Here is a 25,728-nt window from a genome sequence, read left to right on the forward strand (position 1 = left end):
CTCAGCCGTCGACCGGGTTCAGCGGCGTCGCCAGGATCCGCTGGTAGAAGGCCACGTCGAGCCAGCGGCCGAACTTGAAGCCGGCCTGGCGCACGGTGCCGGAATGCTCGAAGCCCAGCCGCTCGTGCAGCGCGATGCTGCCGGCGTTGGCGGCATCGATGGCGCCGACCATCACGTGCACGTCGCGCGCAATGGCCTCGGCAATGATCGCCTCCATCAGCGTGCGGCCCAGGCCCGCGCCGCGGTGGGCGCTGTCGACGTACACCGAATGCTCGACCGTGTACTTGTAGGCGGGGAAGGCGCGGAACGCGCCGTAGCTGGCAAAACCCAGCAGCTTGCCCTCGTCGTCCACCGCGCCGATCACCGGAAAGCCGTTCGTGCGCTTGGTGGCGAACCAGGCAACCATGTTCTCCGGCGTGCGCGGCTTGTAGTCGTACAGCGCGGTCGAGGTGGCGATGGCTTCGTTGAGGATGGCAAGAATCGCCCCGGCGTGCGCTTCTTCGGTACAGGGGATGAGCCGCATGATGTTCCTTGAGTCGTCCAATATAAGAGAATAATAATCTCATATGGGAAACACTTCATCCACCTCCACCGCCTCTTCTGCACATGGCGCTGCCGATGGCATCGACGCACTCATCGCCTCGCGGCTGCTGGCGCTGCGGCAGGCACGGGCGCTCAGCCTTGCCGAACTGGCCGAGCTGTCGGGGGTCAGCAAGGCCATGATCTCGAAGGTGGAGCGTGCCCAGAGCAGCCCCACGGCCGTGCTGCTGGGCAAGCTGGCTGCGGGGCTGGGCGTGCCGCTTGCGCAGTTGCTGACAGAAGAAAAGGACAGTCCCCAGCGCCTGCGAACAAGGGCCGAGCAGCACGTGTGGCGAGATCCCGAAGCGGGCTACCTGCGCCGCCAGGTGGCGGAGCGCCACGCGGGCGGCGGTGTCGAACTGGTCGAGGTCGAGCTGCCGCGTTCGGCGCAGGTCAGCTATCCGCGGTGGAGCGGCAGGCCATATCGCCAATGCCTGTGGATGCTCGAAGGCGCGCTCCGCGTGGACTACGGCGACGAGCGTTTCGAGCTTGGGCCGGGCGACTGTCTCGACTTCGGCGTGGACCGCCCGCTGACGTTCAAGGCGCTGGGTCGCGGAGCCTGCCGCTACCTGCTGGTGGCGAGCCCGTCCTAGCCCATCGGTAGGCTCGCTCCCACATGGACAGGCGGCGCGGGCCGCCTCGAAGCCTCGCGCCTGCCGGGATACTGCAACGCATCTCAGCTTCCGGAGGAACGGCGATGTCCTTTGCGCTTTACATGATCGGTTTCTTGATCTTCCTGGGCGGCCTCGTCTGGGGAGCCACGGTGTTGGGCGTGCCGACGCTCTACATCGGCATCGGTGCGGTGATCCTGCTCGGGATCGGCATCTTCAGCGCGGTCGGCCGCACCCGCGGCAAAGACCCGTCCTGAGTTCACACAGGCTTCACTCCGCACGCACAGCGGCTGGCTAACTTCGATGCGCACCGCAGACCGCGGTGCGCATCGAACACAGCCAGCCCATGCCATCTTCTTCCTCGAGTTTCTTCGCCCCCCTCGATTCATCCCTCATCACCCCGCCGCATGCGGCGCCGGTTGTATCGCCAGGCAACGGTGGTGCCGGCATCAAGGTCGATCTTCTCGTGGTGGGTGCCAGCTTTGCCGGGCTGGCCTGCGCCCGTGCCGCGGCCCGCGCAGGGCTCAGCGTGATGGTGCTGGAGAAGAAGGCCAGCGCCGGAAGCAAGCTCCACACCACCGGCATCATCGTCAAGGACGCGGTCAACAGCGTGCCATGGCTGGCAGAGGTGCCGCCCGCGCTGGTGCGCCGCATCGACGGCGTACGGTTGTATGCGCCCAACATGCGCCATGTGGACCTGCACGCGCCAGGCTACTGGTTCTGGGCCACCGACGCCCCCTCGCTGCTCGACTGGATGGTGGACTCGGCGCGGGACTGCGGTGTCGACGTGCGGCTCGGCACGCTGTTCGAACAGGCGCTGTGGATCAACGGGCGCTGGGAGGTGCCTGTCACGCACGGCCCCTGCATCACTGCCACCTACCTCGTAGGCGCGGACGGTCCGCATTCGCGCGTGGCCAAGGCGCTGGGGCTGTCGCGCAACACGCGCTTTCTTTACGGCGTGGAGCACGAGTACCAAGGTGCGCGCATGGAGCCCGGCCTGCTGCACTGCTTCATCGACCGCAAGCTGGCGCCCGGGTACATCGGCTGGGCACTCGACGGTGTCGGCGTGGGCCAGATCGGGCTGGCGCGCCGCGTGGTGCCCGGCGACGCCCAGGCACTGCGGCTCGATCCGCTGCTGCGCAAGATCGCCTCGGTCGTGTCGCCGGGCGATTCACCGCCCGTCGCAGTGCGCGCCGGCATGATCCCGTGCGGCGGCGTGCTGCCAAGGGTCGCGCGGGAACGGGCGCTGCTGGTGGGCGACGCCGCCGGCATGGTGTCGCCGGTGACCGCGGGCGGCATCCACACCGCGCTGCAGCACGGCGAACGCGCGGGCGAGGCAGTGGCGCGATTCGTGCGAAAAGAGGCCGACGATCCGGCCACCTGGTTCGTGCGCAGCTACCCCAGCTTCCTGCTCAAGCGCACGCTGCGCTGGGCCTTCGACAATTTCCAGAGCGACTGGATGTTCAACCACCTGCTGGGCACGCCGCAGATGCGGCGCGTGGCAGAACTCATCTATTTCCACCGCAAGGGCGGCCCGCCGCGCCAGGCCTAGGCCAGGAAACGGCGCTCAGGCGCCGCGCTGGCGCATCGCCTCGTAGAGGCACACGCCGCTGGCCACCGAGACGTTCAGGCTCTCCACCGCGCCCGCCATCGGAATGCTCACGAGCTCGTCGCAGGTCTTTCGCGTGAGCTGGCGCATGCCCTCGCCCTCGGCGCCCAGCACCAGCGCCAGCGGGCGCTTGAAATCGCTCTGGTAGATCGTGCCCGGCGCGTCGTCGCTGGTGCCCACGCACCAGATGCTGCGTTCCTTGAGTTCGTTCAGCGTGCGGGCGAGGTTGGTCACCATGAAGTACGGCACCGTCTCCGCGGCACCGCTCGCCACCTTGGCGACCGTGGCATTGATGCCGGCCGCATGGTCCTTGGGCGCGATCACCGCATGCGCGCCGGCCCCATCGGCCACGCGCAGGCAGGCGCCGAGGTTGTGCGGATCGGTCACGCCGTCGAGCACCAGCAGCAGCGGCACCGTGCCGGCCTCTTCGAGGCCTTCGAGCAACTCATCGAGCGAATGGACCTGGGCCGCGGGTTCGACCCGCGCCACCACGCCCTGGTGACCGTGGCTGCCGCTGAGCTTGGACAACCGCAGGCCATCGGCCTCGACAAGCCGGACGCCGGCTTCTTGCGCACGCGCAATGAACTGTTTCATGCGCGCATCGCGCCGGCTGGCGTCGAACATCACTTCGAGCACCGATTTAGGCGCGGTCTTGATGCGCACGCCAACGGCATGGAAGCCGAAGATCACTTTTGGGGAAGACATCCCGTGATTATCCCTACCCCCAGGCTTGCCCACTTCGTGTGGCCTCCTCCCCCCTGGAAGGGGGCAACACCGGCGGCCCGGCAAAGCCGGTTCCGCGGTGTTCCACGAAGGTGCCTCGCTCCGTCAGGCGAGGGGTAAACCGCTGGTCGCGCGGGTGCGCTCGTCGTGCAGTTGCTGCACCGCCAGCGCGTTCGGATGCACCTTCTCGCTGTTGCCCACGGCCTCGAGGAACTGGCAGGCGGCGTGGCCTTCGGCGGCCTTTTCGTAGCGGGCGATCCAGGCGTCGCGCGCGGGCAGTTTGTCGGGCGCCACGGGCCACACGCCGGGCCGGGGCCGCATCGCGTCGCCGATGCCGATGCGCCACGGCTTGGCGCTCAGGCGCGCGCGAAAGCAGTTCTGGTTGCGGCACATGCGGGCGTACACCTTGTCGACGCCCAGCAGCTGGAAGCAATCGGCCACCGCGTTGTCGGACGGCTTGAAGACATCGTGCATGGCCAGTACGCGAAAGCCCGCGGGCGTGCGGTAGATGCGCAGGTGCCAGTCGGGATGCTGGTGCATGAAGCGTCCGATGCGCTCGGCCGCCTGCTTCTCGGGCGATGGGTTGCCGCTGGGCTCGCCGCGCTTCTTGCGCTGGCCGATGACCCAGGCCACGGCGAACACCACGATGCCCGCGATCAGCCCGCCGAGCCAGGTCTTCGCGGCCCAGCCGCCGACCACACCGGCGATCAGGGCCGGCACCAGCGCGAAGCCGAAAACGCTGCCGCGCAGCGGCTCCTCGAAATCGATGTCCACGAACAGCACGTCGGGCGTGTTGAGGCAGCGCGCGCCGTAGCTGTTGCGCGTGACCACGGTGTCGCCCTGCCGCTCGACGATTTCCTCGCGGATCGGCACGCCGTCGGCGCCGTTGTAGGCGCGCTTGAGTTCGCGGCGGTCGAGCTGCTCGCCGGCCACGATGCGGTCGAAGGCCTCGCGGGCGCGCTGGTCGGCATGCGCCTGCGCTGCCACCGGGCTGTCGTCGGACCAGCCGTGCCGGCGAACGGTGATCTGCTTGCCGGCCACGCGCTCCTGGACGCGGCCTTCGGCCCAGAACTGGGGAACGATCATCGGGTCAGAGCTCTTTTCCGAACAACGCCCACACCAGCAGCATGGCCAGCACGATGACGGTGACCGGCAGCCAGCTGTAGCTGCCCGCCGGCACGCGGCCCGGCTCGTCGACCACCGGGCGGCGCGGTATTTCCGACGCCAGATGGCCGAAGGCGCCGACCGGCGGGTTTTCGTGGTTCTCGACCAGCCGCTTGGCGGCCGCGAGGCTCAGGCCGGTGGCGTCGCGTGTGAGCCGCACGGCCTCGACCTTGTTGCCTTGCGCCAGCGCGGTCAGTGCCGTGGACGGCATCGACGCGAAGCCGCGATCCTGCGCGGAGACGTCGGGCGAAGCGCGGCCCGGGTCCCCCATCCATGCGGCATAGCGCTCGACGGCGTCCTTGGCCGACCGGAGATCCATGCCGGTGCTGTCACGCACGATCTTGATGGCCTCGATCAGCCTGCCACGCCGCAGCGCCGCGATGGCGTCCGGTGGTAGGTCGTCCATGGGGGATGTTGCTCCTGTATTTGCTATCCGTTTGATAGCTTACCGCGCTTGTCAGCCGGGCGCTACGGCAGCTTTTTCATTACCCGCCACCCTTCCGGCCTCGATCGTGATGCGCCGTTCGCACCGATCGGCGATGCCGCGGTCGTGCGTGACGAGCACGAGCGTGGTGCCCAGTTCGCGGTTGAGGTCGAACATCAGCTTCATGACCTGCTCGCCGGTGGCGAAGTCCAGGCTGCCGGTGGGCTCGTCGGCCAGCAGCAGCGAAGGCTGGACGACGAAGGCCCGCGCCAGCGCCACGCGCTGCTGCTCCCCGCCCGAGAGCACCTTCGGGTAGTGCCCCAGCCGCTGGCCCAGCCCGACGCGGCCCAGCATTTCGGTGGCCGCCTTGCGGGCGTCCTTGCGGTTGGCAAGCTCCAGCGGGAGCATGACGTTCTCGAGCGCGCTGAGGTTGCCCAGCAGCTGGAAGCTCTGGAACACGAAGCCCACGCGCTTCGCGCGCACGGCGGCGCGCTCGTCCTCGTCGATGGCGAACAGATCGTCGCCCGCGAGCCTGACGGTGCCGCGCGTGGGCGTGTCCAGCCCCGCGATGATCGACAGCAAGGTGCTCTTGCCCGAACCCGAGGCGCCGACGATGGCCGCGGTCTCCCGCGCACCGAGGGTGAAATGGATGTCCTGCAGAATATCCAGCGTGCCGGCCGAGTCGGTCACGGACTTGAAGACATGCTCGACGGCGACAATGGCATCAGACGGGGGTTGGGACATGGAAAGGCTTTGGTTTTGAATCGACGTGACTTTATCTTGACCACCGCCGCGCTCGGCAGCGCGGGGACTTGGACAACCGCGGCGAATGCCCAGGCTCCGGCCTCCACGGCTGGCAAGCCGGTGATCCTGGTGCTGGGCGATTCGCTGAGCGCAGAGTACGGGCTCAAGCGCGGCGAAGGCTGGGTACCCTTGCTGGAGAAAAGGCTTGCGCAGCAGAAGATCGCGGCGACCGTGGTCAACGCCAGCATCAGCGGCGACACCAGCTCCGGTGGACGCGCCCGCTTTCCTTCGCTGCTCGCGCAGCACAAGCCCAGCCTCGTGGTGCTGGAGCTCGGCGCCAACGACGCCCTGCGCGGCCTGCCGCTGGCCGACACCGAAAGCAACCTGCTGCAGATCACCAAGGCCGCGCAGGCGGCCGGCGCGAAGGTGCTGATCGTCGGCATCCAGGTGCCGCCCAACTACGGCGCCGACTACACGCGGCGCTTCGAGGCGGTGTTCTCGAAGGTGGCCGGCGCCACCCGGTCGGCGCTCGTGCCCTTCCTGCTCAAGGGCGTGGCGGACGCGCCGAACGCGCTCTCGCTGTTCCAGGCCGACCGCATCCATCCGACGGCGGCGGCGCAGCCGCAGTTGCTCGACAACGTCTGGCCCGAACTGCGCAAGCTGCTGCCCAAATGAAAAAACCGCCACCGGCGCAAGCCTGTGGCGGTTTTCATGGAGGGAAGCCAGAAACGGATCAACCGTTCTTGGTGGGCAACTCGGGCACCGTGGGGGGATCGCGTTCGAGCGAAGCCACGTCGGTTTCCGGGTCTCCGGGAGCCAGTCCGTCGCTGCTCGGGCTGAGTTTGCGATTCGCCTTTTCCCGGAGCTTTTCTTCCTTTTTCTTTTTCTTGGCCAGCTCTTTCTGGCGCTTCTCGTAGCCGTAATTTGGTGTTGCCACTGCTTCTCCTTGGGCGAGGCAGTCAGGGTGACTGCGCGTGGCCTACTGTAAGCGATAACGGTGCAGTCTCAAGAGCCCCCCGCGGCGGCACTCGAGACAGCCGATTCGCTTTTTTACATCCGTGCCAGCGCCTGTTGCAGATCGGCCCGCAGATCGCCCACGTCTTCCAGGCCGATCGAAAAGCGGACGAGCGTGCCCCTGTGGGGCCAGCGCGCCACACTGGCGTCGCGCATCAGGCCGATGTCGTAGGGCACCACGAGGCTGATCGGCCCGCCCCACGAGTAGCCGAGCCGGAACAGCTTCAGGCTGTCGCAGAAGCGGTCGACCTGCTCGGTGCGGAAGCGCTCGTCGAACACCACGGAGAACAGGCCAGCCGCCAGGTCGGTTTCGCCGCACAGTGCACGCCAGTGGACATGGCCCGGCGAATCTTCCAGCGCCGGGTGCAGCACCTGCGCGATTTCCTCGCAGCCGTTGAGCCATCCCGCCAGCTCCCGTGCCGCACGGTCGTGCGCCGCATAGCGCAGACCGATGCTGGGCAGCGAGCGCAGCAGCGTCTCGACGTCGCCGACGCCGACGCCGAACCCCATGCGCATGTGGGTGAGCTTGAGGGAGCGGTGCAGTCGCTCGTCGCGCGTGACCACGCTGCCCATCAGCACGTCGCCGCCGCCGCTCGGGTACTTGGTGAGCGCATGCACGGAGATGTCGACGCCCTGCCCCGTGCCGTTGAAATCGAAGGGCGCGAAAGCCAGGCCGGCGCCCCAGGTGTTGTCGAGCGCCGTCATCACGCCGCGCGCGCGGCAGACATCCACCAGCGCGGGAAGGTCGGGGAATTCCATCGTCACCGAACCGGCCGCCTCCACCCACACCAGCCGCGTGCGGGACGAGAGCTTGGCCTCGAGGTCCGACGGGTCCATCGCGTCGTACAGGCGGTGGGTGATGCCGAAGTTGGCGAGCTCGCCGGTGGCCAGCGCCTTGTTGGGGCCGTAGGCGTTGTCGGGGATCAGCACTTCGTCGCCGGTCTTCAGGAAGGCGAACGCCACAAGCGAGATGGCGGCCAGGCCGCTGGGCACCAGCAGGCATTCGGTACCGCCTTCGAGCGTGGCCAGGCGCTCCTCGAGCGTGAAGGTGGTGGGCGTGCCGTGCAGGCCGTAGGTGTAGCCGGCCTTGGTCTTCCAGTCACGGGCGCGCATCGCCGCCACGTCGGCGAAGAACACCGTCGACGCCTTGAACACGCCGGGCTGCGGCGCGGCGAAGGTGTCGGGTGGGGTGTAGGGGTGGTGGATCAGGGTCGTGGAAAGCTTGCTCATGGGTGAATCCTAGCGTGGTGGTCGCGCGCCCTGCTCGCGCCCGGGCCCGATTGCGCCGCGAAACGGCTCGACGGACACTCTCCGCACATGCAACTGACCCGCCTTCCCTTGCCTCAGCTGCGGCCCTTCGTGCGGCTGCTGTGGGCGTCCGAACCCGAGGGGGCACCCCGCGAACTGCCCGGCGCGCGCGAACATGTGCTGCCCACGGGCGGCATGCACGTCGTGTTCCGGCTCTCCGGGCCGCCGTTGCGCCTTTTTCGTGACGACGAAGACGCGCAGGGCTACACCGTGGGCCATGCGATGGTGGGCGGCACACGCTCGGCCTTCTTCGTGCGCGACGTTTCGCTGCAGACGCGTTCGGTCGGCATCATGCTCAGGCCCGGCGCGGCGAACGCGCTGCTCGGCGCGCCTGAAGACGCACTGGCCGGCCGCCACACACCGCTGGAAGCGCTCTGGGGTACCGCTGCCGGCTTTGCGCTCGAACAGCTTCACGCCGCCGGATCGCCGGCGCGGCAGCTCGAGATCGTCGATGCGTTGCTGAGCGCACGGCTCGCCGCGTCCACCGCGCACCGCCTGCATCCCGCGGTGGCGCAGGCGCTGGCCAGCATGGCCGGCTGGAACGCCAGCGACGACGGCGCGCAGGCCGGCGCGATCCACCGGCTGGTGGCGCAAAGCGGATACAGCCACCGGCGTTTCATTGCGCTTTTTCGCGGCATGACCGGCCTGGCGCCCAAGCAATACGCCCGCATGCTGCGCTTCGACCACGTGCTGGGCCGGTTCGCGATCGACCCCGAGCAGCCCTGGGCCGACCTGGCACTGGACGCGGGCTACAGCGACCAGGCGCATTTCAACCGCGACTTCCTCGCGATCGCCGGCATGTCGCCGCAGGCCTACCGGCGCGCGGCACCGAAGTCGTCGCGCCACGTGCCGGTCCGAGCGGCTGCCGGCAGGTCAAATTTCTTCAAGACGTGAAGACAGGCCGGAAACCACAATCACGCCCATCCCACACCTGACGAACGAACACCATGGCTATCCACGAACTGTTCCCCCAACATCTGCGTCCACGACGCGGCCGCCGCCATCGACTTCTACTGCAAGGTCTTCGAGGTGAAGGAGATCTTCCGGCTGACCGAGCCCAGCGGGCGCATCGGCCACGCGGAGCTGGACTTCCACAACGGCGCGATCCTGATGCTCTCGGACGAATTCGCCGAATGCGACATCCACAGCGCGAAGACACTGGGCGGCACCGCCGTCACGCTGCACCTGCATGTGGACGATGCCGACACGGTCGTGGCGCGCGCGGTCGCTGCCGGCGCCACGCTCGACAGGGCACCGCAGGACCAGTTCTATGGGGAACGTTCCGGCGTCTTTCGCGACCCCTTCGGCCATCGCTGGAACGTGGGGCACAGCATCGAGAAGCTGACGCCGGAAGAAATGCAGCGGCGCTATACCGCGATGCTGCTCAACCCCGCCGGATGAAACGGCGGGACTGGATCGTCAGACCGACCACTTCTCGATGAGCTTCTCGGCGCCCATGGAGTCGTAGCCTTCGAAGGGCTGATGGATCCACGGGTTGGTGGCCAGGAATTCCACCTGGTAGTCGGGCGTGAAGGTCGACAGCGCCTTGGTCCAGATCACGGCGCTGCGCAGCTCGGTGATGGGCGGATAGTTGTTGCGCAGCATGTCCATCACCGCGTGCAGCGTGTGCCCCGAATCGGCCAGGTCGTCTACCAGCAGCACCCTGCCGGCGATCTCGCCCTTGGGGGTGGTGATGAAGCGGGCGATGTCCAGGTGGCCCTGCACCGTGCCTGCATCGGCGCGGTACGAGCTGGTCGACATGATCGCCAGCGGCTTGTCGAAGATGCGCGAGAGCACGTCGCCGGGGCGCATGCCGCCGCGTGCCAGGCACAGGATGGTGTCGAACTGCCAGCCCGACTGGTGCACCTTGATCGCGAGCTTCTCGATCAGGTTGTGGTACTCGTCGTAGCTGACGTAGAGATGCTTGCCGTCTTCGGTCAACATGGTTCTTCTTTTCCTCTGTTTTCAGTCGGCCAGGTAGGGGTGGCGCATCATGATCGTGTGGTCGCGATCGGGGCTGGTCGACACCATGTGGATCGGCACGCCGGTGACCTGCTCGATGCGCTGCAGGTACAGCCGCGCATTGACCGGCAGCTTGTCGTACTGCGTGACGCCCACGGTGCTTTCGCTCCAGCCCTCGAGGGTCTCGTAGATCGGGGTGCAGCGCTCGATCTCGTCGGCGCCCATCGGCAGGATGTCGGTGATCTCGCCGTCGAGTTCGTAGCCGGTGCACAGCTCGAGCTTCTCGAGGCCGTCCAGCACGTCGAGCTTGGTGATGCACAGGCCCGACAGGCCATTGACCTGCGCCGAACGCTTGAGCAGCGCGGCGTCGAACCAGCCGCAACGGCGGCTGCGGCCGGTGGTCACGCCCTTTTCGGCGCCCACGGTGCTCATGTGGTAGCCGGGGGTGCCGGGCGTGGCCCAGTCGAGCTCGGTGGGGAACGGACCGCCGCCCACGCGCGTGCAGTAGGCCTTGGTGATGCCCAGGATGTAGTGCAGCATGCCCGGGCCCACGCCCGAACCGGCGGCGGCGTTGCCGGCCACGCAGTTGCTGGAGGTAACGTACGGGTAGGTGCCGTGGTCCACGTCGAGCAGCGTGCCCTGCGCGCCTTCGAACAGCAGGTTGGCGCCGTTCCTGTGCGCGTCGTTCAGCTCGCGCGAAACGTCGGCCATCATGGGCTTGAGCAGCTCGGCGTGCTTCATGGCTTCGTTGAAGACTTCGTCGAAGTCGATGGCCGGTGCGCTCAGCACCTGCGTCAGCACGTGGTTGTGCAGGTCGAGCAGCACGCGCAGCTTGGCCGCGAAACGCTCGGGGTGCTTCAGGTCCTGCACGCGCAGCGCGCGGCGGGCGATCTTGTCTTCATAGGCCGGACCGATGCCGCGGCCGGTGGTGCCGATCTTCTCGATGCCGCCCTTTTCGCGGTAGGCCTCGCGCGCGATGTCCAGCGCGGCGTGGAACGGCAGGATCAGCGGGCAGGCCTCGCTGATGCGCAGGCGCGAACGCACTTCGACGCCAGCCTTCTCCAGCCCTTCGATTTCCTCGAACAGCTTGGCAGCCGACAGCACCACGCCATTGCCGATGTAGCACTTGACGCCGGGCCGCATGATGCCGCTCGGGATCAGGTGCAACGCTGTCTTCACACCGTTGATGACCAGCGTGTGGCCCGCGTTGTGGCCGCCCTGGAAGCGGACCACGCCCTGGGCGCTTTCGGTCAGCCAGTCGACCAGCTTGCCTTTGCCCTCGTCGCCCCATTGGGTGCCGACGACGACCACGTTTCTTCCGGTGGTTACGCTCATGCTCGTTCCATTACTCAAAAATTCAGATCGTTCGGACACTCCACTGGCCTGCTTGCTCGACGAGCTCGCGGTCGCAGTGGAATTCATCGATTTCGCTGCCATGGCCCGGCAGCACGCAGACTACCGTTTCACCGGACTTGCGCAATTGGGCAATCGCCTGACGCAGTCCGGCCGCATCGCTCCACGGCGCGCGGATGGCGGCACGCAGCGGACGGGCCGGCAGCACGCCGACCAGTTCACGCACGTCGAGGCTGAAGCCGACGGCCGGACGATTGCGGCCGAACACGGCGCCCACCTCGTCATAGCGGCCGCCGCGCACCAGCGAATCGACCGCGCCGGGCACGTAGATGCCGAAGCGCATGCCGCTGTAGTAGGCATAGCCGCGCAGGTCGGCCAGGTCGAAGCTGATCTGGCGGCCCGCAGCCTCGTCCAGGCCGGCGGCGATCTGCTTGAGGTCGGCCAGCGCGGGAGCCACTGCGGGCGTGCCCTCGAGGGCCTTCGCGGCCTCGTCGAGCACGCAGACGTCTCCATAGAGCCCGATCAGGGCGCGCAGGCCGTCGCGCGAGGCAGCGGGGAAATCCTTGGTGAGCGAGGCGAGTTCGCTTGCGTCCTTGGCGGCCAGCGCGGCGTGCACCCGGGCCAGCACCGCCGCGTCGACCGGCACGCCGGCGAACAGCGCGCGCACGATGCGGGCATCGGCCAGGTCGACGATCACGCCTTCGCGCAGGCCCGCGGCATCGAGGCAGTCAAGTGCGAGCAGCAGGGTCTCGGTGTCGGCCTCGAGGCCGGCGTGGCCGTAGATCTCGGCGCCGAACTGCAGCGGCTCGCGGGTCGCATGCGGCCGGTCGGGCCGGGTGTGGAGCACCGGGCCGCAGTAGCACAGGCGGGCCACGCCGTCGCGGTTCAGCAGATGGGCATCGATGCGCGCCACCTGGGGGGTGGTGTCGGCGCGAAGGCCCATGCTGCGGCCGGAGAGCTGGTCGACGAGCTTGAAAGTTTGGAGGTCGAGCGCCTCGCCGGTGCCCGAAAGCAGCGACTCCAGGTGCTCGAGCAGCGGCGGCATCACCAGCTCGTAGCCGTAGCCACGGGCGGTATCGAGCAGCTGGCGTCGAAGTTCTTCGATGTGGCGCGCCTCGGAAGGCAGCACATCGGCAATGTGATCCGGAAGGACCCAAGCGGACATGGGGATCGGGGGCGTGGTTAAACCGGGATTCTACCGGGACCGCGACCAGCCCGAGACTAGGCCAGGATCCAGAGCAGTATCAAACCCAGCAGGATGCTGCAAAGTCCGAAGAAACGAAGCTGGCCGTCGCGCAGCTGCATGAGCTGCCCGAAGCCGCGCCGCCACCCTCCCGGCGACACGAAAGGCAGGATGCCCTCGATCACCAGGACGAGCGCGAGCGCGCTCCAGAAAGTGTCGGCGCTCACGGCTCCTGAGGAAGAATCAACGGCGAGGAGCGTTGGTGGAGGAACCCGAGCCCTGCATGGCGCGGAAGAAGTCCGACGACGGGTCGAGCACCATCACGTCGCTCTTCTTGTTGAAGCTCTGCTTGTAGGCCTCGAGGCTTCGATAGAACTGGGCGAACTGAGGGTCGCGGCCGAAGGACTCGCTGTAGGCGGCAGCGGCCTGGGCATCGCCCTCGCCCTTGATCTTCTGCGCGTCGCGGTAGGCGTTGGCGACGATCACTTCGCGTTGGCGGTCGGCGTCGGCGCGGATCTTTTCGCCCTCGGCCGTACCGGTCGAGCGCAGCTCGTTGGCCACGCGCTTGCGCTCGGCTTCCATGCGGCGGTAGACCGATTCGGTGATGGCTTCCACGTAGTCGACGCGGGTGATGCGAACGTCGACCACGTCGACGCCCCAGGGCTTGGCGCCCTTCACCACCGACAGCACTTCGCGCTGCACGTCGGCCATCAGGGCCTCGCGGCGCACCGAGATCAGGTCGCGCACGGTGCGCTTGTTGATGTTTTCCTGGAACGCATTGCGCACCACACGGTTGAGCTGCATCGCACCGGCGTTCTCGTCGAGACCGACGTTGCGGATGTAGGCCTGCGGGTCGCTGATGCGCCAGCGCACGTACCAGTCGATCACCACGCGCTGCTTTTCAGCGGTGAGCATGGGTTCGGTGTCGATGCTGGAGAGCGTGAGCAGCCGCTTGTCGATGTACGACACGTTCTGGAACGGCGGCGGCAGCTTGAAGTTGAGGCCCGGCTCGGTGATGACCTGCTTGATCTGGCCGAGGGCATAGACCACGCCGAACTGGCGCTGGTCGACCACGAAGAGGGTCGAGCTCAGCAGCACGAGCAAGACGAGGATCGACGATGCGATGAATCCGATTCTGTTCATGTTCTTCTAGTCCTTGTTCAACGCACGTCGCGGTCGCGCGAGCGGCCGTCGCGGGCTCGCACGTCGCCCGTCACGGGCGCCACCGGGATCACCGAGGACTGGGGCGGCGCGGTGCCGGCCACATTGGGGCTGGCCGCATCGACCGGCGTGGGCGTCGCGCTGTTGCCGCTTTGCTGCATCAGCTTGTCGAGCGGCAGGTACAGCAGGTTGGAGCCCTGCTTGCTGTCGACCAGCACCTTGGTCGTGCTGGCGTAGATCTGCTGCATGGCGTCGGTGTACATGCGGTCGCGGGTCACCTGCGGCGCCTTCTGGTACTCGGCCAGGACCGAAGCGAAGCGGCCGGCATCACCCTGGGCCTGCGCCACGATGCGCGCCTTGTAGGCCTCGGACTCTTCCTTCAGGCGCGAAGCCGTACCGGTGGCGAGCGGCACCACGTTGTTGGCGTAGGCCTGGGCTTCGTTCTTGGCGCGTTCGCGCTCCTGACCGGCCTTGAGCACGTCGTCGAATGCGGCCTGCACCTGCTCGGGCGGACGCACGCCGCCCTGCTGCAGGTTGATGCCGACCACTTCGACACCGACCTTGTAGCGGTCGAGGATGGTCTGCATCAGCGTGCGCACGCGGGGTGCGATTTGGTCGCGCTCTTCGGCCAGCGCGGCGTCCATCTTCATCTTGCCGACCACCTCGCGCACGGAGGTCTCGGCCACCTGCACGACGGTCTCGGCGGGCGACTTGCTCTCGTAGAGCCAGGCGCGCGCGTCGCTCAGGCGGTACTGCACCGCGAACTTGATTTCGACGATGTTCTCGTCTTCGGTCAGCATGGCCGACTCGCGAAGGCCGGTGGAGCGCACGATGGCGTCGCGGCCCACATCGGTGGAGCGGATCTGCGTGACCACCACGACTTCATGGCGCTGGATGGGATAAGGCAGGCGCCAGTTGAAACCGGCGCCCACGGTCGTCTTGTAGCGGCCGAACTGGGTCACGACAGCCTGCTGGCCTTCGTTCACGATGAAGAAGCCGGTGCCGAGCCAGATGAGTACGGCCACGGCAGCCACGAGGCCGAGGCCGAATCCTGCGTTCTTCATGTCGGGCCGGTAGCCGTTGCCGCCGCCGTTGCTGTTGCCGCCGCTGGGACGATTGCCGCCGCCCTTGCCGCCGCCGAAGAAACCGCCGAGCTTGCGATTGAGGTCGCGCCACAGTTCATCGAGGTCGGGCGGGCCCTGGTTGGGGCCCTGGCCGCGGGGACGGTCGTTGTTGTTGCCCGAAGGCGGGGGCGTCGGTGCGCCCGGAGGATTGGCTTCGGGGGGGCGGTTGCCGGTCGGGCGATCACCGTTGGAGGACGGCTCGTCGCCACGACCCCACCGGCCATCGTTCAGATTGAACATGCCCAGAAACCCTCTCCGCGCTGGCTTTGAATTCATTCGCTTCGTTCTCTTGTCAGTGGCGGGATTGTGCCCAATCAATTGGCCGCATCGTGCAATTCAGCGTTCGCCTCAGGGGACATCGTATCGGCTACGGAGCCCGATTGCCGGGCGAGCTCGGCGCGCAGCAGCGGCACGCCCTCGCCGCTCCTGGCGCTCAGGAAGATGCGGGGGACCTGCACGCCGTCGATTTCCATCTCGTCCTGCAGATGCAGCGGCTGCTGCGTGCTTTCAAGGGCGTCGAGCTTGTTGAAGACCAGAAGCTGCGGGACGGTGTCGGCACCGATCTCGCGCAGCACGGTCTGCACCTCGGCCATCTGCTCGGGGTAATGGGGGTTGGAGGCGTCGACGACATGCAGCAGGAGGTCGGCGTCGACCGCTTCCTGCAGCGTCGCCTTGAACGCGTCGACCAGGCCGTGCGGCAGGTCGCGAATGAAGCCGACGGTGTCGGAGATCGACACCTGGCGCCGCGCATCGCCCAGGTAGAGATTGCGCGTGGTGGTGTCCAGCGTGGCGAACAGCTGGTCGGCCGCATAGGCGCGGGCCTTGACCAGCGCGTTGAACAGCGACGACTTGCCGGCGTTGGTATAGCCGACGAGCGAGATGTTGAAGGTGTCGCGCCGCTCGCGCTGCCGGCGCTGCGTACCGCGCTGCTTCTGCACCTTGGCCAGCCGCTCGCGGGTGCGCTTGATCGACTCGCCGATCATCCGGCGGTCAAGCTCGATCTGCTTTTCGCCCGGACCGCCGCGCACACCCGCGCCACCGGTCTGGCGCTCCAGATGGGACCAGCGCCGGACCAGCCGGGTACTGAGGTACTGCAGGCGGGCAAGCTCCACCTGCAGCTTGCCTTCGTGCGAGCGCGCGCGCTGCGCGAAGATCTCGAGAATGAGGAAAGTGCGGTCGTACACCGCGACGTCCAGCTGGCGCTCGAGGTTGCGCTGCTGTGCAGGACTCAGCGCCTGGTCGAAGATGACTTCGCTCGCCCTGTGGAGGGCGGCCAGTTCCTTGATTTCTTCGGCCTTGCCGCTGCCGACGAACAATGCCGCGTCAGGGGCCTTGCGTTTGCAGGAGAGATGGGCGACGGGCGTGAGGCCGGCAGTCTGCGCGAGCAGGCCGAGTTCCTCGAGTTCGCTGTCGAAATGGGGCAGCCCGAAATCAACGCCGACGAGAACGGCGGCGCCTTCCTGGCGGGGGATCTGTTCAGACAAGCGGGATCAGAATTGGGAAAAAGCGCGACGGCCGGAAGGCCGCCGCGCTCCGCGCTATCAGGCAGCGGCGTCGTCGTTCTCGGCAGCCGAGAAATTGACGGCACGACCCGGCACGATGGTGGAAATGGCGTGCTTGTAGACCATTTGCGTCACTGTGTTGCGAAGCAACACGACGTACTGGTCAAAAGACTCGATCTGCCCTTGCAGCTTGATGCCGTTGACCAAATAAATGGAAACCGGCACATGCTCGCGACGCAAGGTATTCAGAAACGGGTCTTGCAGAAGTTGCCCTTTATTGCTCACGATATTCTCCGTGTTCAAGAGTAGTTGTTGGAGAGATGACCTTAACACAGGGTTTCCGCGCTGCAGCAACCCGGGCCAAAAGCCTTGAGAAAATAACGGTTCTCAAAAGACGGAACTTCCGCCCCCGCTGCAAGTCATTGGCCGCCATCGGCGCCCAATGGCTCAGTCGTCCTTGTCGGCAAAAGGATTGTGGGAGCTCTTGAATTCGATCCGCAACGGGGTACCCACCAGGTCGAATTCCTTGCGGAAGCGTCCCTCGAGGAAGCGCTTGTAAGCATCGGTCACATGTTCGAGCGAATTGCCGTGGATCACGATCACCGGCGGATTCATGCCACCCTGGTGCGCATAACGCAGCTTCGGCCTGTACATGCCGCCGCGCTTCGGCGCCTGGAACTGCACCGCCTCCAACAGCAACCGGGTCAGCACCGGCGTCGACATCTTGCGCGTGGCCGACTTGTGGGCCTGCGCAATTGCCTGCCAAACCGGGCCAAGGCCCTGGCGCTTGATGGCAGAGATGAAATGCAATGCCGCGAACTTCAGGAACGGCAACCGGGTTTCGATCTGCCGCTGGATCTGCTCGCGCTGATAGCTGTCGACCGCGTCCCACTTGTTGATGGCGATCACCACCGCGCGGCCGCTTTCGAGGATGTAGCCCGCGATGTGGGCATCCTGGTCGGTCACGCCCTGCGTGGCGTCGAGCAGCAGCAGCACCACATTGGCCGATTCGATGGCCTGCAGCGTCTTGACCACCGAGAACTTCTCGATCGCCTCGAACACCCTGCCCTTGCGGCGCAAGCCGGCCGTGTCGATCAGCTCGAAGCGCTGGCCGTTGCGCTCGAAGGGCACTGAAATCGCGTCGCGCGTGGTGCCTGGCATGTCGAATGCCACCAGTCGCTCTTCGCCAAGCCAGGTGTTGATCAGCGTCGACTTGCCCACGTTGGGCCGCCCCGCCACTGCCAGCTTGATCGGCTTGTTGACTTCGTCCTCGTCCGACTCGTCGTCCGGATCGGGCAGGTTCAGCGGCTCGAGCGCAAGCTCGACCAGGTCGCGCATGCCTTGCCCGTGCGCCGCGGAAACCCCGTGCACGTCGCCGAAGCCCAGCTCGTAGAAATCCACGAGCTTGGTGCCGTCGTGCATGCCTTCGGCCTTGTTTGCCGCGAGCACGCAGGGCTTGCCCAGACGGCGCAGCTCATTGGCGATCTCATGGTCTTGCGCCGACAGGCCTTCGCGGGCATCGACGACGAAGATCACCACGTCGGCCTCAGCCACGGCCTGCCGCGTCTGCTTGGCCATTTCCTTGTAGATGCCGCTGCCGGCATCGGGCTCGAAGCCGCCGGTGTCGATCACTATGAACTCGTGCTTGCCCAGGCGACCGTTGCCGTAATGGCGGTCGCGCGTGAGGCCGGCGAAATCGGCGACGATGGCGTCGCGCGTCTGGGTCAGGCGATTGAACAGCGTCGACTTGCCGACGTTGGGACGCCCGACCAGGGCCACGACCGGCTTCATGGCCGGCCTTTCGATGGCGCGGTTTTCATGGTCGGGCCTTGCAGGAAAAGATTCAAAAGATTATTCAGGGCGGTAGCCAAACACACCACCCTTGGCAGTCACGACCACGACCGTGTTGCCGACGAGCACCGGCGCAACGGTGATGGCGGAGCCATCGGGGGTGACACGATTGAGCAGAGCGCCGTCTTCGCGCGACACGAAATGCAGCGTGCCGGTGCTCTCCCCGATGATCAGCGAGCGGCCCACGGCCAGCGGCGAGGTCAGCTCGCGATTCTTGAGGCGGCTCATCTGCCAGGCACGTTCGCCGTCGCCGCGGCGCCAGGCGATGACGCTGCCGTCGGATTCGGTGCCGTAGACAAAGCGGTCGTCGCCGCTGACGCCGTCGGCGCCCGAAGCCGGCTTGCTCCAGACCAGCGTACCGCGCGTGGTGTCGACGCAGCCGACGCTGGCGTAGTAGGCCCGTGCGCAGACCGAGTCGCCCAGACGGCTCACGCTGCCGGTCAGGTCGACCAGGCGCTCCACGTCGTTGGTGCCACGCGGCGCGGCGATGGGAGCCTCCCAGCGCGAGGTGCCGTTGCCGGGGTTGATGCCGACCAGGCGGCCGCCAAGGCCTGCCACCAGCGTGTCGCCGACGGCCATCAATACGCCCGACTTGCGCAGCACCAGGTTTTCACCGGCGCGCTGCTGGATCCACAGGCGACGGCCGCTCTGGCCGTCCCAGGCGCTGACGCTGCGGTCGGCGGTCTGCACGAACACGCGACGGCCAGCGACCAGCGGCGCGGTGAAGGCTTGGGCGGACAGCTTCTGCTTCCACAGCACCTTGCCGTTCTCGAGGGCCACCAGTTCATTGCCGGTGGTGACGACGGCCGCCAGGGAACCGTCGCTGCCGACACCGGCCGCCAGCGGCGCGCCGGCGCTTGCACGCCAGGTTTCGCGGCCGGCGCGCGCATCGATGGCAACCACGGTGCCGTCGCTGCCGGCCACGGTGACGATGTCGCCGTTGATGTTGGCGGTGAGCGGGAACTTGACTTCGGGGATCTTCACCGTCCAAGCCTGGCGCACGCCCAGCAGGGCCGGATTGGCGGGCAGTTCTTCGGGCTTCGGCTTGCTGGTGCCCGAGCAGGCGGCCAGGAAAGCGACCAAAACAAGGGCTGATCCCGCACGCAGGGCGGTCGATTCAGGCATGAAACGCTTGAAATTCATGATGCGGTCAGGGAGTTTTGGGAGCTGCGGGAGTGACGGTGACGACCGGGGCCAGGCTCTTCGGGTCGACACCGACCGCGTTCAGCTTGATCTCGACCAGACGGCGGTAGTCGGAGGTGGCGCCGAGGCCGGTCCAGGCCTTGCGGTACTCGGCCTGCGCCTCGTTGCGCTTGCCCTGGGCCAGGTAGATGTCGCCCTTGCGATCGGCCACCAGCGGTTCGAATTCCTTGGGCACGCTGCCGTCGAGCTGCTTGAGCGCTTCGTCGTACGACTTGCTGTCGAGCAGCTCGCCAGCAAGGCGCAGCTTGGCGACGGCCTTGTAGCCAGGGTCGACGGCGTTCTGCGCAACCCATTCCAGCGCGGAGCGCGAGCCTTCGGCATTGCCCTTTTCGAACAGCGTCTTGGCGACCAGCAAGCCGGCCTGCTGTGCATAGGCGGTGTTGGCGAAGCGGTCCTTCATGTCGGCCAGCACGCGCTGGATGCGCTCGACGTCGCCAGCCTGCGTGGTGCGCTCGACCTCGTCATAAAGTGCCGCGGCCTGCACGGCCTTGTTGCGCTGGAAGTATTGCCAGCCGTTCCATGCCACGAAGGCACCGGCAACAAGCAGGACAGCCCAGGTGATGAGGGTGCCGTAGGTATTCCAGAAATGCTTGAGCTGGTCGAGCTGTTCCTGTTCTTCGAGATCGAGATGGGTTGCCATGCGTGTCAGGTGTTGGAAGCCGGCGATTGTAGGGTGGCGGCCCATGTGGGGGCTTCAGCAAGTGCCCGGGAAGTCTGCGCGCCGCTTCCGTCGCGCAGCGCCTTGAGAGTCACTTCACCGCGTGCGAGTTCATCGGCACCGAAGATCAGGGCGTAGGTGGCGCCGCTGGCGTCCGCCTTCTTCATCTGCGCCTTGAAGCTGCTGAGGCCGTCAACCGTGGCCGCATGCATCTGCACGCGCACGCCGATCTCGCGCAATTGCTGCAGCGTGCGCAGCGCAATGGGCATGGAGGCGGCATCCGGCACGATCGCGTAGGCATCGGGCAGCAGTGCCGGCACCTCGGCGCCCTGCTCCTTGAGCAGGTCGAGCACGCGCTCGACACCCATGGCCCAGCCCACGGCCGGCGCGGGTTTGCCGCCGATCTGCGCAATCAGGTCGTCGTAGCGCCCACCGGCACACACCGTGCCTTGCGAACCCAGGCGGTCGGTCACGAATTCGAAGACCGACAGGTTGTAGTAGTCCAGCCCGCGCACAAGACGCGGATTGATCGTGAACGCGATGTCGTTGGCCTTGAGGATGGCCTGCAGCCCCTCGAAGTGCGCGAGCGACTCCGCCCCGAGAAAGTCGATCAGCTTCGGCGCCGACTCGACCACGTCCTTCATTGCCGGATTCTTGGTGTCGAGAATGCGCAGCGGATTGCTGTGCAGGCGGCGCTTGCCGTCTTCGTCGAGCTTGTCGGCATGCTTCTCGAAGTGCGCGATGAGTTCGGCGCGGTGCAGCGCCCGCTCGGCAGGCTGCCCCAGGCTGTTGAGCTCGAGGCGCACGTCGGTCAGGCCGATGGCCTTCCAGAGCGCGTTCGCCAGCAGGATCAGTTCGGCATCGACATCGGGACCGGCAAAGCCCAGCGCCTCGGCCCCGATCTGGTGGAACTGGCGAAAACGCCCGCGCTGCACGTTCTCGCGGCGAAACATGGGGCCGGTGTACCAGAGGCGCTTGGGCCCTTCGTACAGCATGTTGTGCTCGATCACCGCGCGCACCAGGCCCGCCGTGTTCTCGGGGCGCATGGTCAGGTGTTCGAACTTGCCATGCTTGTCGGCGCGGTCCTCGAAGGAGTACATCTCCTTCTCGACGATGTCGGTCACCTCGCCGATGCCGCGCACGAAAAGCGCGGTGCGCTCCAGGATCGGCGTGCGGACGTTGCGGTACGCAAACCGCCCCATCAGGTCGCGCACGGTGGCCTCGAGCCACTCCCAGCGCGCCGATTCGGGCGGCAATATGTCGTTCATGCCTTTGACGGCATTCAATTTTTCAGCCATGGATCCTGCGGAGGTGTCAGGCAGCGACGGCGTGCTCGCCGCCGAAGCGCTTTTCGATGTAGGTTTCTACGAGCTGGTGAAACTCGTTGGCGATATTGTCGCCGCGCAGCGTGAGCGCCTTTTCGCCGTCGATGAAGACCGGCGCGGCGGGCGCCTCGCCGGTGCCGGGCAGGCTGATGCCGATGTCGGCATGCTTGCTCTCGCCGGGGCCGTTGACGATGCAGCCCATGACGGCCACCTTCAGCGTTTCCACGCCGGGATACTTGTTGCGCCAGACCGGCATCTGCATGCGCAGGTAGTCGTCGATCTGCTTGGCCAGTTCCTGGAAGGTGGTGCTGGTGGTGCGGCCGCAGCCCGGGCAGGCGGTGACGCTCGGCACGAACACGCGCAGGCCCAGCGCCTGCAGGATCTCGTTGGCGATCAGCACTTCCTGCGTGCGCGACTCGCCCGGCTGCGGCGTGAGCGACACGCGAATGGTGTCGCCGATGCCCTCCTGCAGCAGGATCGACAGCGCCGTGGCCGAGGCCACCGTGCCCTTGGTGCCCATGCCGGCTTCGGTCAGGCCCAGGTGCAGCGGATATTCGCAGCGCCTGGCCAGCTCGCGGTAGACCGAGATCAGGTCTTGCACACCGCTCACCTTGCACGACAGGATCACCTGGTTGCCCGCCATGCCCATCGACTCGGCCAGCCTGGCGGACTCGATGGCGGATGTGATCAGCGCCTCGTACATCACCTGCTTGGCATCCCAGGGCTGGGCGCGCTGGCTGTTGGTGTCCATCAGGCTGGCGAGCAGTTCCTGGTCGAGGCTGCCCCAGTTGACGCCGATGCGCACGGGCTTGTTCCAGCGCATCGCGGCGTCGATCATCTGGCCGAACTGCTTGTCCTTCTTGTCGCCCTTGCCCACGTTGCCGGGGTTGATGCGGTACTTGCTCAGCGCTTCGGCGCAGGCCGGATAGTCGGTGAGCAGGCGGTGGCCGTTGTAGTGGAAGTCGCCGATCAGCGGCACGTCGACGCCCATGCGGTCGAGCTGTTCGCGAATGTAGGGCACCTGCGCCGCGGCTTCGGGCGTGTTGACGGTGATGCGCACCATCTCCGAACCGGCCAGCGCAAGTTCCTTGACCTGGATCGCCGTGCCGATGGCGTCGACGGTGTCGGTGTTGGTCATCGACTGCACGCGCACCGGCGCGTCGCCCCCCACCGTCACGACACGCGGTCCCCAGACCACGCTGGCCTGGCGCGAGCGGCGCGCCTTGGGCGCCGCGGAATCGATGGGAAGGCAGTCGCTCATGACGTCACCTCGAAACGCGCCACGCCACCGCTCTTGGTGACGGGCTTCAGGTCAAAGGGCTTGCCGCGCACCTGCACGTCGACGCTCGACGCACGGCCAACCACCACGGACAGCGGCAGCGCACCCGAGAGACCGACGGTCTCGCCGGCCTTCAGGCTGCGGCGCAGCAACTGCTTGCCGCCGGCTTCGGTCACGGTGATCCAGCACTCCTCACGGGCCACGAAGACGAGTTGCTGGCTGCTTGCGGCCGGAGCGACTGCCGGTGCCGTTACGACCGGCGTTGCGGCGGCAGCATTCGGTGCGGCTGCGGCAGCTGGCGGCTCGCCTGCGGCGCTCGCCGAGCCGCTGGGCGCCACGGGCTGTGCAGGCGCCGTCTGGGCGACCACGCCCGGGCCACCCGATGCGGCCGGCGCATCCGCAGCCGCGTCGTTCGTTGCGGCGCCATCGGCCGCGCCACGTGCGGTCAGGCGGGAAACGGACGCGCCGAGCTGATCGAACACCGACTGCGGCAGCCAGAACAGCGCGCCGGCGCCGATCAGCAGCAACACCACGACCGTCAGCAACGCGCGCGACGGCAGGCCGCCGCTCGAACGGCCGCTGCCGGTCCAGCGCGGCGTGCCCGACGAGATGTTGGTCTTCAGCGTGCGGTCGGCGTCGGCCAGCGACACCTTCTGCGTGGTCGGCAGCTTGGCAAGCACTGGCGCCGGATCGATGCGCAGGGCACGGCAAACACTGCTGGCAAGCGCGCGCGCAAAGACCGGGTCGGGCAACGAAGCGATGTCGTCGGCCTCGAGCGCCAGCAGCTTCTGCGGTGGCACCTTGAGTGCCGCCGCCACCATTTCGATATGCAGGCCGTGGGCCTCGCGCGCCTCGCGAAGCATGTCGCCGGCGGTCTTGTGCGTGATGTCGGCTGCCTCGAGCGGCTGTGCCGCGGAAGTGCCGAACTCCGAAACCCTATCAGTCATTGAAATTCCCGCGCTCGTACGCTGATGCCTCCCGCGATTGGGGGAAGCGTCGTTGCAGTTGGCCTCCCAACTGCGCCACTGCTTCGCGGTTGTTGAGCTTTCGTTCGATCTTGATGCCGAGCCACAGCGTCTCGGCACTGGCCGAGGGGCTGTTGTTGACGCGGCGAATGTAGAACTGCGCGCGCGACCATTCTTCTCGCTGCGAGAGCACCAGGGCCAGGTTGAAGCCGACCACCGGGTTGCCCGCATCGATCTCGTAGGCCTGCTGCAGGGTGCGCTCGGCCTGCGCGCGCTGGCCCGCCCTGAGCTCGCAGACGCCGCGCGTCATGAGCGTCTTGGCGCGGTCGGGATAGCTGGGCACGGCGAGTGCCTCGTTGAACTGGGTTGCCGCGTCGCCGTAGCGGTTCTGCTGGCACAGCAGCCAGCCGTAGTTGTGGCGCGTGTTGGGGTCGCGCGGATTGATGGCGATGGAACGGCGGAAGCTGTCTTCAGCCATGCCGGCGTCGTCGAGCCGCATGTAGACCAGGCCGCGCAGGTTGTACGCGTCCGCATTGTTGGGGTCGGCGGCGAGCGCCTGCTTGATCTCGTCGAGCGCGACGTTGGTCTGGCCCTGCTCGAAATAGCCCGATGCCAGTTCCATGCGCAGGCGCGCGCGGCGCTGACGCGAGCTTTCGTCCGACTCGGTGACGATGTCCACGCCCTTGCCCGAACTGGTGTCGGCCAGGCTCGTGGTGGTGGTGCGCGTGCTGACGCAACCGGCGAGCAAAAAAGTCACGGCGACGCCGGCAAAGCTCGCGGCCAGCATTCGCTGCGCGCTAGCGGTCGTCATCGGAAAAGCCATGCTCATTGCTTCAGTGCTCCTGGGGAACGGTCTTGCGGACCGGATGCAAAACAATGGGACGCTCGGTCGCGCGACGCTGGGCCATGCGCTCGGCTGCGCGGGTGCGGTCCTTGACGTCGCCGGCAAGCTGGCCGCAGGCGGCGTCGATGTCGTCGCCGCGCGTCTTGCGCACCGTGGTCACCAGGCCCGCTTCGCTCAGCATCCTGGCGAATGCCAGCACGCGCGGCTGCGGCGAGCGCAGCAGGCCCGAGGCCGGGAACGGATTGAACGGGATCAGGTTGAACTTGCACGACACGCCACTGGTGCGAACAAGCTCGATCAGCTGGCGCGCATGCTCCGGCTGGTCATTGACGCCGTCGAGCATGCAGTACTCGAATGTGATGAAGTCGCGCGGCGCGTGCGCCAGGTAGCGCTTGCACGCCTCGAGCAACTCGGCGATCGGGTACTTGCGGTTGAGCGGCACGAGATCGTCGCGCAGCGCGTCATTGGGCGCGTGCAGCGACACGGCCATCGCCACCGGGCAATCGGCGCCGAGGCGGTCGATCATGGGCACCACCCCGGAAGTCGACACCGTCACGCGACGGCGCGACAAGCCATAGGCGTTGTCGTCGAGCATGGTGCGCAGCGCGGGCACCAGCGCGGAATAGTTCTGCAGCGGCTCGCCCATGCCCATCATCACCACGTTGGAGATGACGCGCTCGTCGCGCTTGAGGTGCTTGCGCAGGAAGTGCTCGGCAAACCACAGCTGGGCAACGATTTCGCCCGTGGTGAGGTTGCGGCTGAAGCCCTGGTGCCCGGTCGAGCAGAAGCGGCATCCGACCGCGCAGCCTGCCTGGGACGACACGCACAGGGTGCCGCGGTCGTCTTCAGGAATGAATACGGCTTCGACGGCATTGCCGTCGCCGACGTCGAACAGCCACTTGATCGTGCCGTCCTTGGATTCGTGCTGCGTGAGGACCGACAGGGCCTCGACGCGAGCGGTGGTCGCGAGTTTCTCGCGCAGCGACTTGGCCAGATCTGTCATCTGGGTGAAGTCGCTGGCGCCACGCCGGTGGATCCAGCGGAACAGTTGCGTGGCGCGGAATTTTTTCTCGCCGAGTTTTTCGCAGAACGCGGCCAACCCCTCGAGATCGAATTCGAGCAGATTGGCCGTGGTCATGGAA

28 protein-coding genes and 1 pseudogene are annotated in these 25,728 nt (G+C 66.9%); 6 read left to right on the top strand and 23 right to left on the bottom strand.

Features of this window, described 5'->3' with window-relative positions:
- Position 1: 1 nt before the first annotated feature.
- The gene (locus QRN67_RS05345) at positions 2 to 523 is read right to left on the bottom strand and encodes a GNAT family N-acetyltransferase (RefSeq protein WP_285410937.1); all 522 of its coding nucleotides are present in this window, start codon (positions 521 to 523) and stop codon (positions 2 to 4) included.
- A 43-nt stretch (positions 524 to 566) separates the two neighbouring features.
- On the opposite strand from QRN67_RS05345, the gene QRN67_RS05350 reads away from it, so the two are divergent.
- From QRN67_RS05350 to QRN67_RS05360, 3 genes are all read left to right on the top strand, one after another.
- Entirely contained in the window at positions 567 to 1,172 is a 606-nt protein-coding gene (locus QRN67_RS05350; protein ID WP_285410939.1) for a helix-turn-helix domain-containing protein, read from the top strand.
- A gap of 104 nt (positions 1,173 to 1,276) precedes the next feature.
- Positions 1,277 to 1,447, top strand: coding sequence for a hypothetical protein (locus QRN67_RS05355; protein ID WP_172839878.1), 171 nt, complete (start codon positions 1,277 to 1,279; stop codon positions 1,445 to 1,447).
- Positions 1,448 to 1,536: 89 nt separating this feature from the next.
- Positions 1,537 to 2,742 (top strand): NAD(P)/FAD-dependent oxidoreductase, encoded by a 1,206-nt coding sequence (locus QRN67_RS05360; RefSeq protein ID WP_285410941.1) that lies wholly within the window; start codon positions 1,537 to 1,539, stop codon positions 2,740 to 2,742.
- A gap of 15 nt (positions 2,743 to 2,757) precedes the next feature.
- Here the strand turns inward: QRN67_RS05360 and rlmB are convergent, their stop codons facing one another.
- From rlmB to QRN67_RS05380, 4 genes are all read right to left on the bottom strand, one after another.
- Positions 2,758 to 3,504, bottom strand: a complete 747-nt coding sequence (rlmB, locus tag QRN67_RS05365) for a 23S rRNA (guanosine(2251)-2'-O)-methyltransferase RlmB (RefSeq protein ID WP_285410943.1) — start codon at positions 3,502 to 3,504, stop codon at positions 2,758 to 2,760.
- A 123-nt stretch (positions 3,505 to 3,627) separates the two neighbouring features.
- Positions 3,628 to 4,608 carry a hypothetical protein gene (locus QRN67_RS05370; protein ID WP_081269118.1) on the bottom strand — a complete coding sequence of 327 codons (981 nt, stop codon included), beginning with the start codon at positions 4,606 to 4,608 and terminating at the stop codon, positions 3,628 to 3,630.
- Positions 4,609 to 4,612: 4 nt separating this feature from the next.
- Complete coding sequence (locus QRN67_RS05375; RefSeq protein ID WP_081269117.1) at positions 4,613 to 5,092, bottom strand: hypothetical protein; 480 nt, start codon at positions 5,090 to 5,092, stop codon at positions 4,613 to 4,615.
- Between the two features lie 51 nt (positions 5,093 to 5,143).
- Positions 5,144 to 5,854: an ABC transporter ATP-binding protein gene (locus tag QRN67_RS05380; RefSeq protein WP_081269116.1), complete on the bottom strand. Its 711-nt coding sequence runs from the start codon at positions 5,852 to 5,854 to the stop codon at positions 5,144 to 5,146.
- A gap of 36 nt (positions 5,855 to 5,890) precedes the next feature.
- On the opposite strand from QRN67_RS05380, the gene QRN67_RS05385 reads away from it, so the two are divergent.
- The gene (locus QRN67_RS05385; protein ID WP_285410945.1) at positions 5,891 to 6,529 is read left to right on the top strand and encodes an arylesterase; all 639 of its coding nucleotides are present in this window, start codon (positions 5,891 to 5,893) and stop codon (positions 6,527 to 6,529) included.
- Between the two features lie 58 nt (positions 6,530 to 6,587).
- Here the strand turns inward: QRN67_RS05385 and QRN67_RS05390 are convergent, their stop codons facing one another.
- Together QRN67_RS05390 and QRN67_RS05395 are read right to left on the bottom strand one after the other, a co-directional pair.
- A complete protein-coding gene (locus QRN67_RS05390) occupies positions 6,588 to 6,791 on the bottom strand; it encodes a hypothetical protein (RefSeq protein WP_055796387.1) in 204 nt (67 codons plus the stop codon).
- Positions 6,792 to 6,904: 113 nt separating this feature from the next.
- Complete coding sequence (locus tag QRN67_RS05395; protein ID WP_285410948.1) at positions 6,905 to 8,098, bottom strand: PLP-dependent transferase; 1,194 nt, start codon at positions 8,096 to 8,098, stop codon at positions 6,905 to 6,907.
- Positions 8,099 to 8,185: 87 nt separating this feature from the next.
- Between QRN67_RS05395 and QRN67_RS05400 the strand changes: the two genes are divergently transcribed.
- Positions 8,186 to 9,070: an AraC family transcriptional regulator gene (locus QRN67_RS05400; RefSeq protein ID WP_285410950.1), complete on the top strand. Its 885-nt coding sequence runs from the start codon at positions 8,186 to 8,188 to the stop codon at positions 9,068 to 9,070.
- A gap of 53 nt (positions 9,071 to 9,123) precedes the next feature.
- Positions 9,124 to 9,577: pseudogene (locus QRN67_RS05405) on the top strand (VOC family protein).
- An 18-nt stretch (positions 9,578 to 9,595) separates the two neighbouring features.
- Here QRN67_RS05405 and QRN67_RS05410 read toward each other — a convergent pair.
- From QRN67_RS05410 to rlmN, 16 genes are all read right to left on the bottom strand, one after another.
- Positions 9,596 to 10,120: a phosphoribosyltransferase gene (locus QRN67_RS05410; RefSeq protein WP_081269111.1), complete on the bottom strand. Its 525-nt coding sequence runs from the start codon at positions 10,118 to 10,120 to the stop codon at positions 9,596 to 9,598.
- 21 nt (positions 10,121 to 10,141) lie between these two features.
- Positions 10,142 to 11,473: an adenylosuccinate synthase gene (locus QRN67_RS05415; RefSeq protein ID WP_081269110.1), complete on the bottom strand. Its 1,332-nt coding sequence runs from the start codon at positions 11,471 to 11,473 to the stop codon at positions 10,142 to 10,144.
- 22 nt (positions 11,474 to 11,495) lie between these two features.
- Positions 11,496 to 12,656, bottom strand: a complete 1,161-nt coding sequence (locus QRN67_RS05420; protein ID WP_285410954.1) for an ATP phosphoribosyltransferase regulatory subunit — start codon at positions 12,654 to 12,656, stop codon at positions 11,496 to 11,498.
- 56 nt (positions 12,657 to 12,712) lie between these two features.
- Positions 12,713 to 12,901, bottom strand: coding sequence for a DUF2065 domain-containing protein (locus tag QRN67_RS05425; RefSeq protein ID WP_081269108.1), 189 nt, complete (start codon positions 12,899 to 12,901; stop codon positions 12,713 to 12,715).
- Between the two features lie 16 nt (positions 12,902 to 12,917).
- On the bottom strand, positions 12,918 to 13,817 hold the full coding sequence (hflC, locus tag QRN67_RS05430; protein ID WP_081269107.1) for a protease modulator HflC: 900 nt from the start codon (positions 13,815 to 13,817) through the stop codon (positions 12,918 to 12,920).
- A 17-nt stretch (positions 13,818 to 13,834) separates the two neighbouring features.
- On the bottom strand, positions 13,835 to 15,199 hold the full coding sequence (gene hflK, locus QRN67_RS05435) for an FtsH protease activity modulator HflK (RefSeq protein WP_350226815.1): 1,365 nt from the start codon (positions 15,197 to 15,199) through the stop codon (positions 13,835 to 13,837).
- 74 nt (positions 15,200 to 15,273) lie between these two features.
- Entirely contained in the window at positions 15,274 to 16,443 is a 1,170-nt protein-coding gene (hflX, locus tag QRN67_RS05440) for a GTPase HflX (protein WP_285410956.1), read from the bottom strand.
- 57 nt (positions 16,444 to 16,500) lie between these two features.
- Positions 16,501 to 16,746: an RNA chaperone Hfq gene (gene hfq, locus QRN67_RS05445; RefSeq protein WP_012747311.1), complete on the bottom strand. Its 246-nt coding sequence runs from the start codon at positions 16,744 to 16,746 to the stop codon at positions 16,501 to 16,503.
- A gap of 162 nt (positions 16,747 to 16,908) precedes the next feature.
- Entirely contained in the window at positions 16,909 to 18,252 is a 1,344-nt protein-coding gene (der, locus tag QRN67_RS05450) for a ribosome biogenesis GTPase Der (RefSeq protein WP_081269104.1), read from the bottom strand.
- Between the two features lie 60 nt (positions 18,253 to 18,312).
- A complete protein-coding gene (gene bamB, locus QRN67_RS05455; protein WP_081269103.1) occupies positions 18,313 to 19,455 on the bottom strand; it encodes an outer membrane protein assembly factor BamB in 1,143 nt (380 codons plus the stop codon).
- 7 nt (positions 19,456 to 19,462) lie between these two features.
- On the bottom strand, positions 19,463 to 20,155 hold the full coding sequence (locus QRN67_RS05460) for a YfgM family protein (protein WP_081269102.1): 693 nt from the start codon (positions 20,153 to 20,155) through the stop codon (positions 19,463 to 19,465).
- Between the two features lie 5 nt (positions 20,156 to 20,160).
- Positions 20,161 to 21,471 (bottom strand): histidine--tRNA ligase, encoded by a 1,311-nt coding sequence (hisS, locus tag QRN67_RS05465; protein ID WP_285410959.1) that lies wholly within the window; start codon positions 21,469 to 21,471, stop codon positions 20,161 to 20,163.
- A gap of 16 nt (positions 21,472 to 21,487) precedes the next feature.
- A complete protein-coding gene (gene ispG / locus QRN67_RS05470) occupies positions 21,488 to 22,759 on the bottom strand; it encodes a flavodoxin-dependent (E)-4-hydroxy-3-methylbut-2-enyl-diphosphate synthase (RefSeq protein WP_081269100.1) in 1,272 nt (423 codons plus the stop codon).
- Positions 22,756 to 23,724 (bottom strand): helix-turn-helix domain-containing protein, encoded by a 969-nt coding sequence (locus tag QRN67_RS05475; protein ID WP_285410961.1) that lies wholly within the window; start codon positions 23,722 to 23,724, stop codon positions 22,756 to 22,758. The genes ispG and QRN67_RS05475 overlap by 4 nt, the downstream gene beginning before the upstream one ends.
- Positions 23,717 to 24,571, bottom strand: a complete 855-nt coding sequence (gene pilW / locus QRN67_RS05480) for a type IV pilus biogenesis/stability protein PilW (protein ID WP_285410963.1) — start codon at positions 24,569 to 24,571, stop codon at positions 23,717 to 23,719. The genes QRN67_RS05475 and pilW overlap by 8 nt, the downstream gene beginning before the upstream one ends.
- Before the next feature lie 4 nt (positions 24,572 to 24,575).
- A complete protein-coding gene (gene rlmN, locus QRN67_RS05485; protein ID WP_285410964.1) occupies positions 24,576 to 25,724 on the bottom strand; it encodes a dual-specificity RNA methyltransferase RlmN in 1,149 nt (382 codons plus the stop codon).
- Positions 25,725 to 25,728 lie beyond the last annotated feature (4 nt).

It is taken from the genome of Variovorax sp. efr-133-TYG-130 (genome assembly GCF_030208835.1).
GTDB lineage: Bacteria > Pseudomonadota > Gammaproteobacteria > Burkholderiales > Burkholderiaceae_C > Variovorax.

Bases quoted from the DNA above. Each gene is read 5' to 3' on its own strand.
- QRN67_RS05345 (WP_285410937.1), bottom strand. From the start codon at position 523: ATGCGGCTCATCCCCTGTACCGAAGAAGCGCACGCCGGGGCGATTCTT.
- QRN67_RS05350 (WP_285410939.1), top strand. From the start codon at position 567: ATGGGAAACACTTCATCCACCTCCACCGCCTCTTCTGCACATGGCGCT.
- QRN67_RS05355 (WP_172839878.1), top strand. From the start codon at position 1,277: ATGTCCTTTGCGCTTTACATGATCGGTTTCTTGATCTTCCTGGGCGGC.
- QRN67_RS05360 (WP_285410941.1), top strand. From the start codon at position 1,537: ATGCCATCTTCTTCCTCGAGTTTCTTCGCCCCCCTCGATTCATCCCTC.
- rlmB (WP_285410943.1), bottom strand. From the start codon at position 3,504: ATGTCTTCCCCAAAAGTGATCTTCGGCTTCCATGCCGTTGGCGTGCGC.
- QRN67_RS05370 (WP_081269118.1), bottom strand. From the start codon at position 4,608: ATGATCGTTCCCCAGTTCTGGGCCGAAGGCCGCGTCCAGGAGCGCGTG.
- QRN67_RS05375 (WP_081269117.1), bottom strand. From the start codon at position 5,092: ATGGACGACCTACCACCGGACGCCATCGCGGCGCTGCGGCGTGGCAGG.
- QRN67_RS05380 (WP_081269116.1), bottom strand. From the start codon at position 5,854: ATGTCCCAACCCCCGTCTGATGCCATTGTCGCCGTCGAGCATGTCTTC.
- QRN67_RS05395 (WP_285410948.1), bottom strand. From the start codon at position 8,098: ATGAGCAAGCTTTCCACGACCCTGATCCACCACCCCTACACCCCACCC.
- QRN67_RS05400 (WP_285410950.1), top strand. From the start codon at position 8,186: ATGCAACTGACCCGCCTTCCCTTGCCTCAGCTGCGGCCCTTCGTGCGG.
- QRN67_RS05410 (WP_081269111.1), bottom strand. From the start codon at position 10,120: ATGTTGACCGAAGACGGCAAGCATCTCTACGTCAGCTACGACGAGTAC.
- QRN67_RS05415 (WP_081269110.1), bottom strand. From the start codon at position 11,473: ATGAGCGTAACCACCGGAAGAAACGTGGTCGTCGTCGGCACCCAATGG.
- QRN67_RS05420 (WP_285410954.1), bottom strand. From the start codon at position 12,656: ATGTCCGCTTGGGTCCTTCCGGATCACATTGCCGATGTGCTGCCTTCC.
- hflC (WP_081269107.1), bottom strand. From the start codon at position 13,817: ATGAACAGAATCGGATTCATCGCATCGTCGATCCTCGTCTTGCTCGTG.
- hflK (WP_350226815.1), bottom strand. From the start codon at position 15,199: ATGTTCAATCTGAACGATGGCCGGTGGGGTCGTGGCGACGAGCCGTCC.
- der (WP_081269104.1), bottom strand. From the start codon at position 18,252: ATGAAGCCGGTCGTGGCCCTGGTCGGGCGTCCCAACGTCGGCAAGTCG.
- bamB (WP_081269103.1), bottom strand. From the start codon at position 19,455: ATGAATTTCAAGCGTTTCATGCCTGAATCGACCGCCCTGCGTGCGGGA.
- QRN67_RS05460 (WP_081269102.1), bottom strand. From the start codon at position 20,155: ATGGCAACCCATCTCGATCTCGAAGAACAGGAACAGCTCGACCAGCTC.
- hisS (WP_285410959.1), bottom strand. From the start codon at position 21,471: ATGGCTGAAAAATTGAATGCCGTCAAAGGCATGAACGACATATTGCCG.
- ispG (WP_081269100.1), bottom strand. From the start codon at position 22,759: ATGAGCGACTGCCTTCCCATCGATTCCGCGGCGCCCAAGGCGCGCCGC.
- QRN67_RS05475 (WP_285410961.1), bottom strand. From the start codon at position 23,724: ATGACTGATAGGGTTTCGGAGTTCGGCACTTCCGCGGCACAGCCGCTC.
- pilW (WP_285410963.1), bottom strand. From the start codon at position 24,571: ATGAGCATGGCTTTTCCGATGACGACCGCTAGCGCGCAGCGAATGCTG.
- rlmN (WP_285410964.1), bottom strand. From the start codon at position 25,724: ATGACCACGGCCAATCTGCTCGAATTCGATCTCGAGGGGTTGGCCGCG.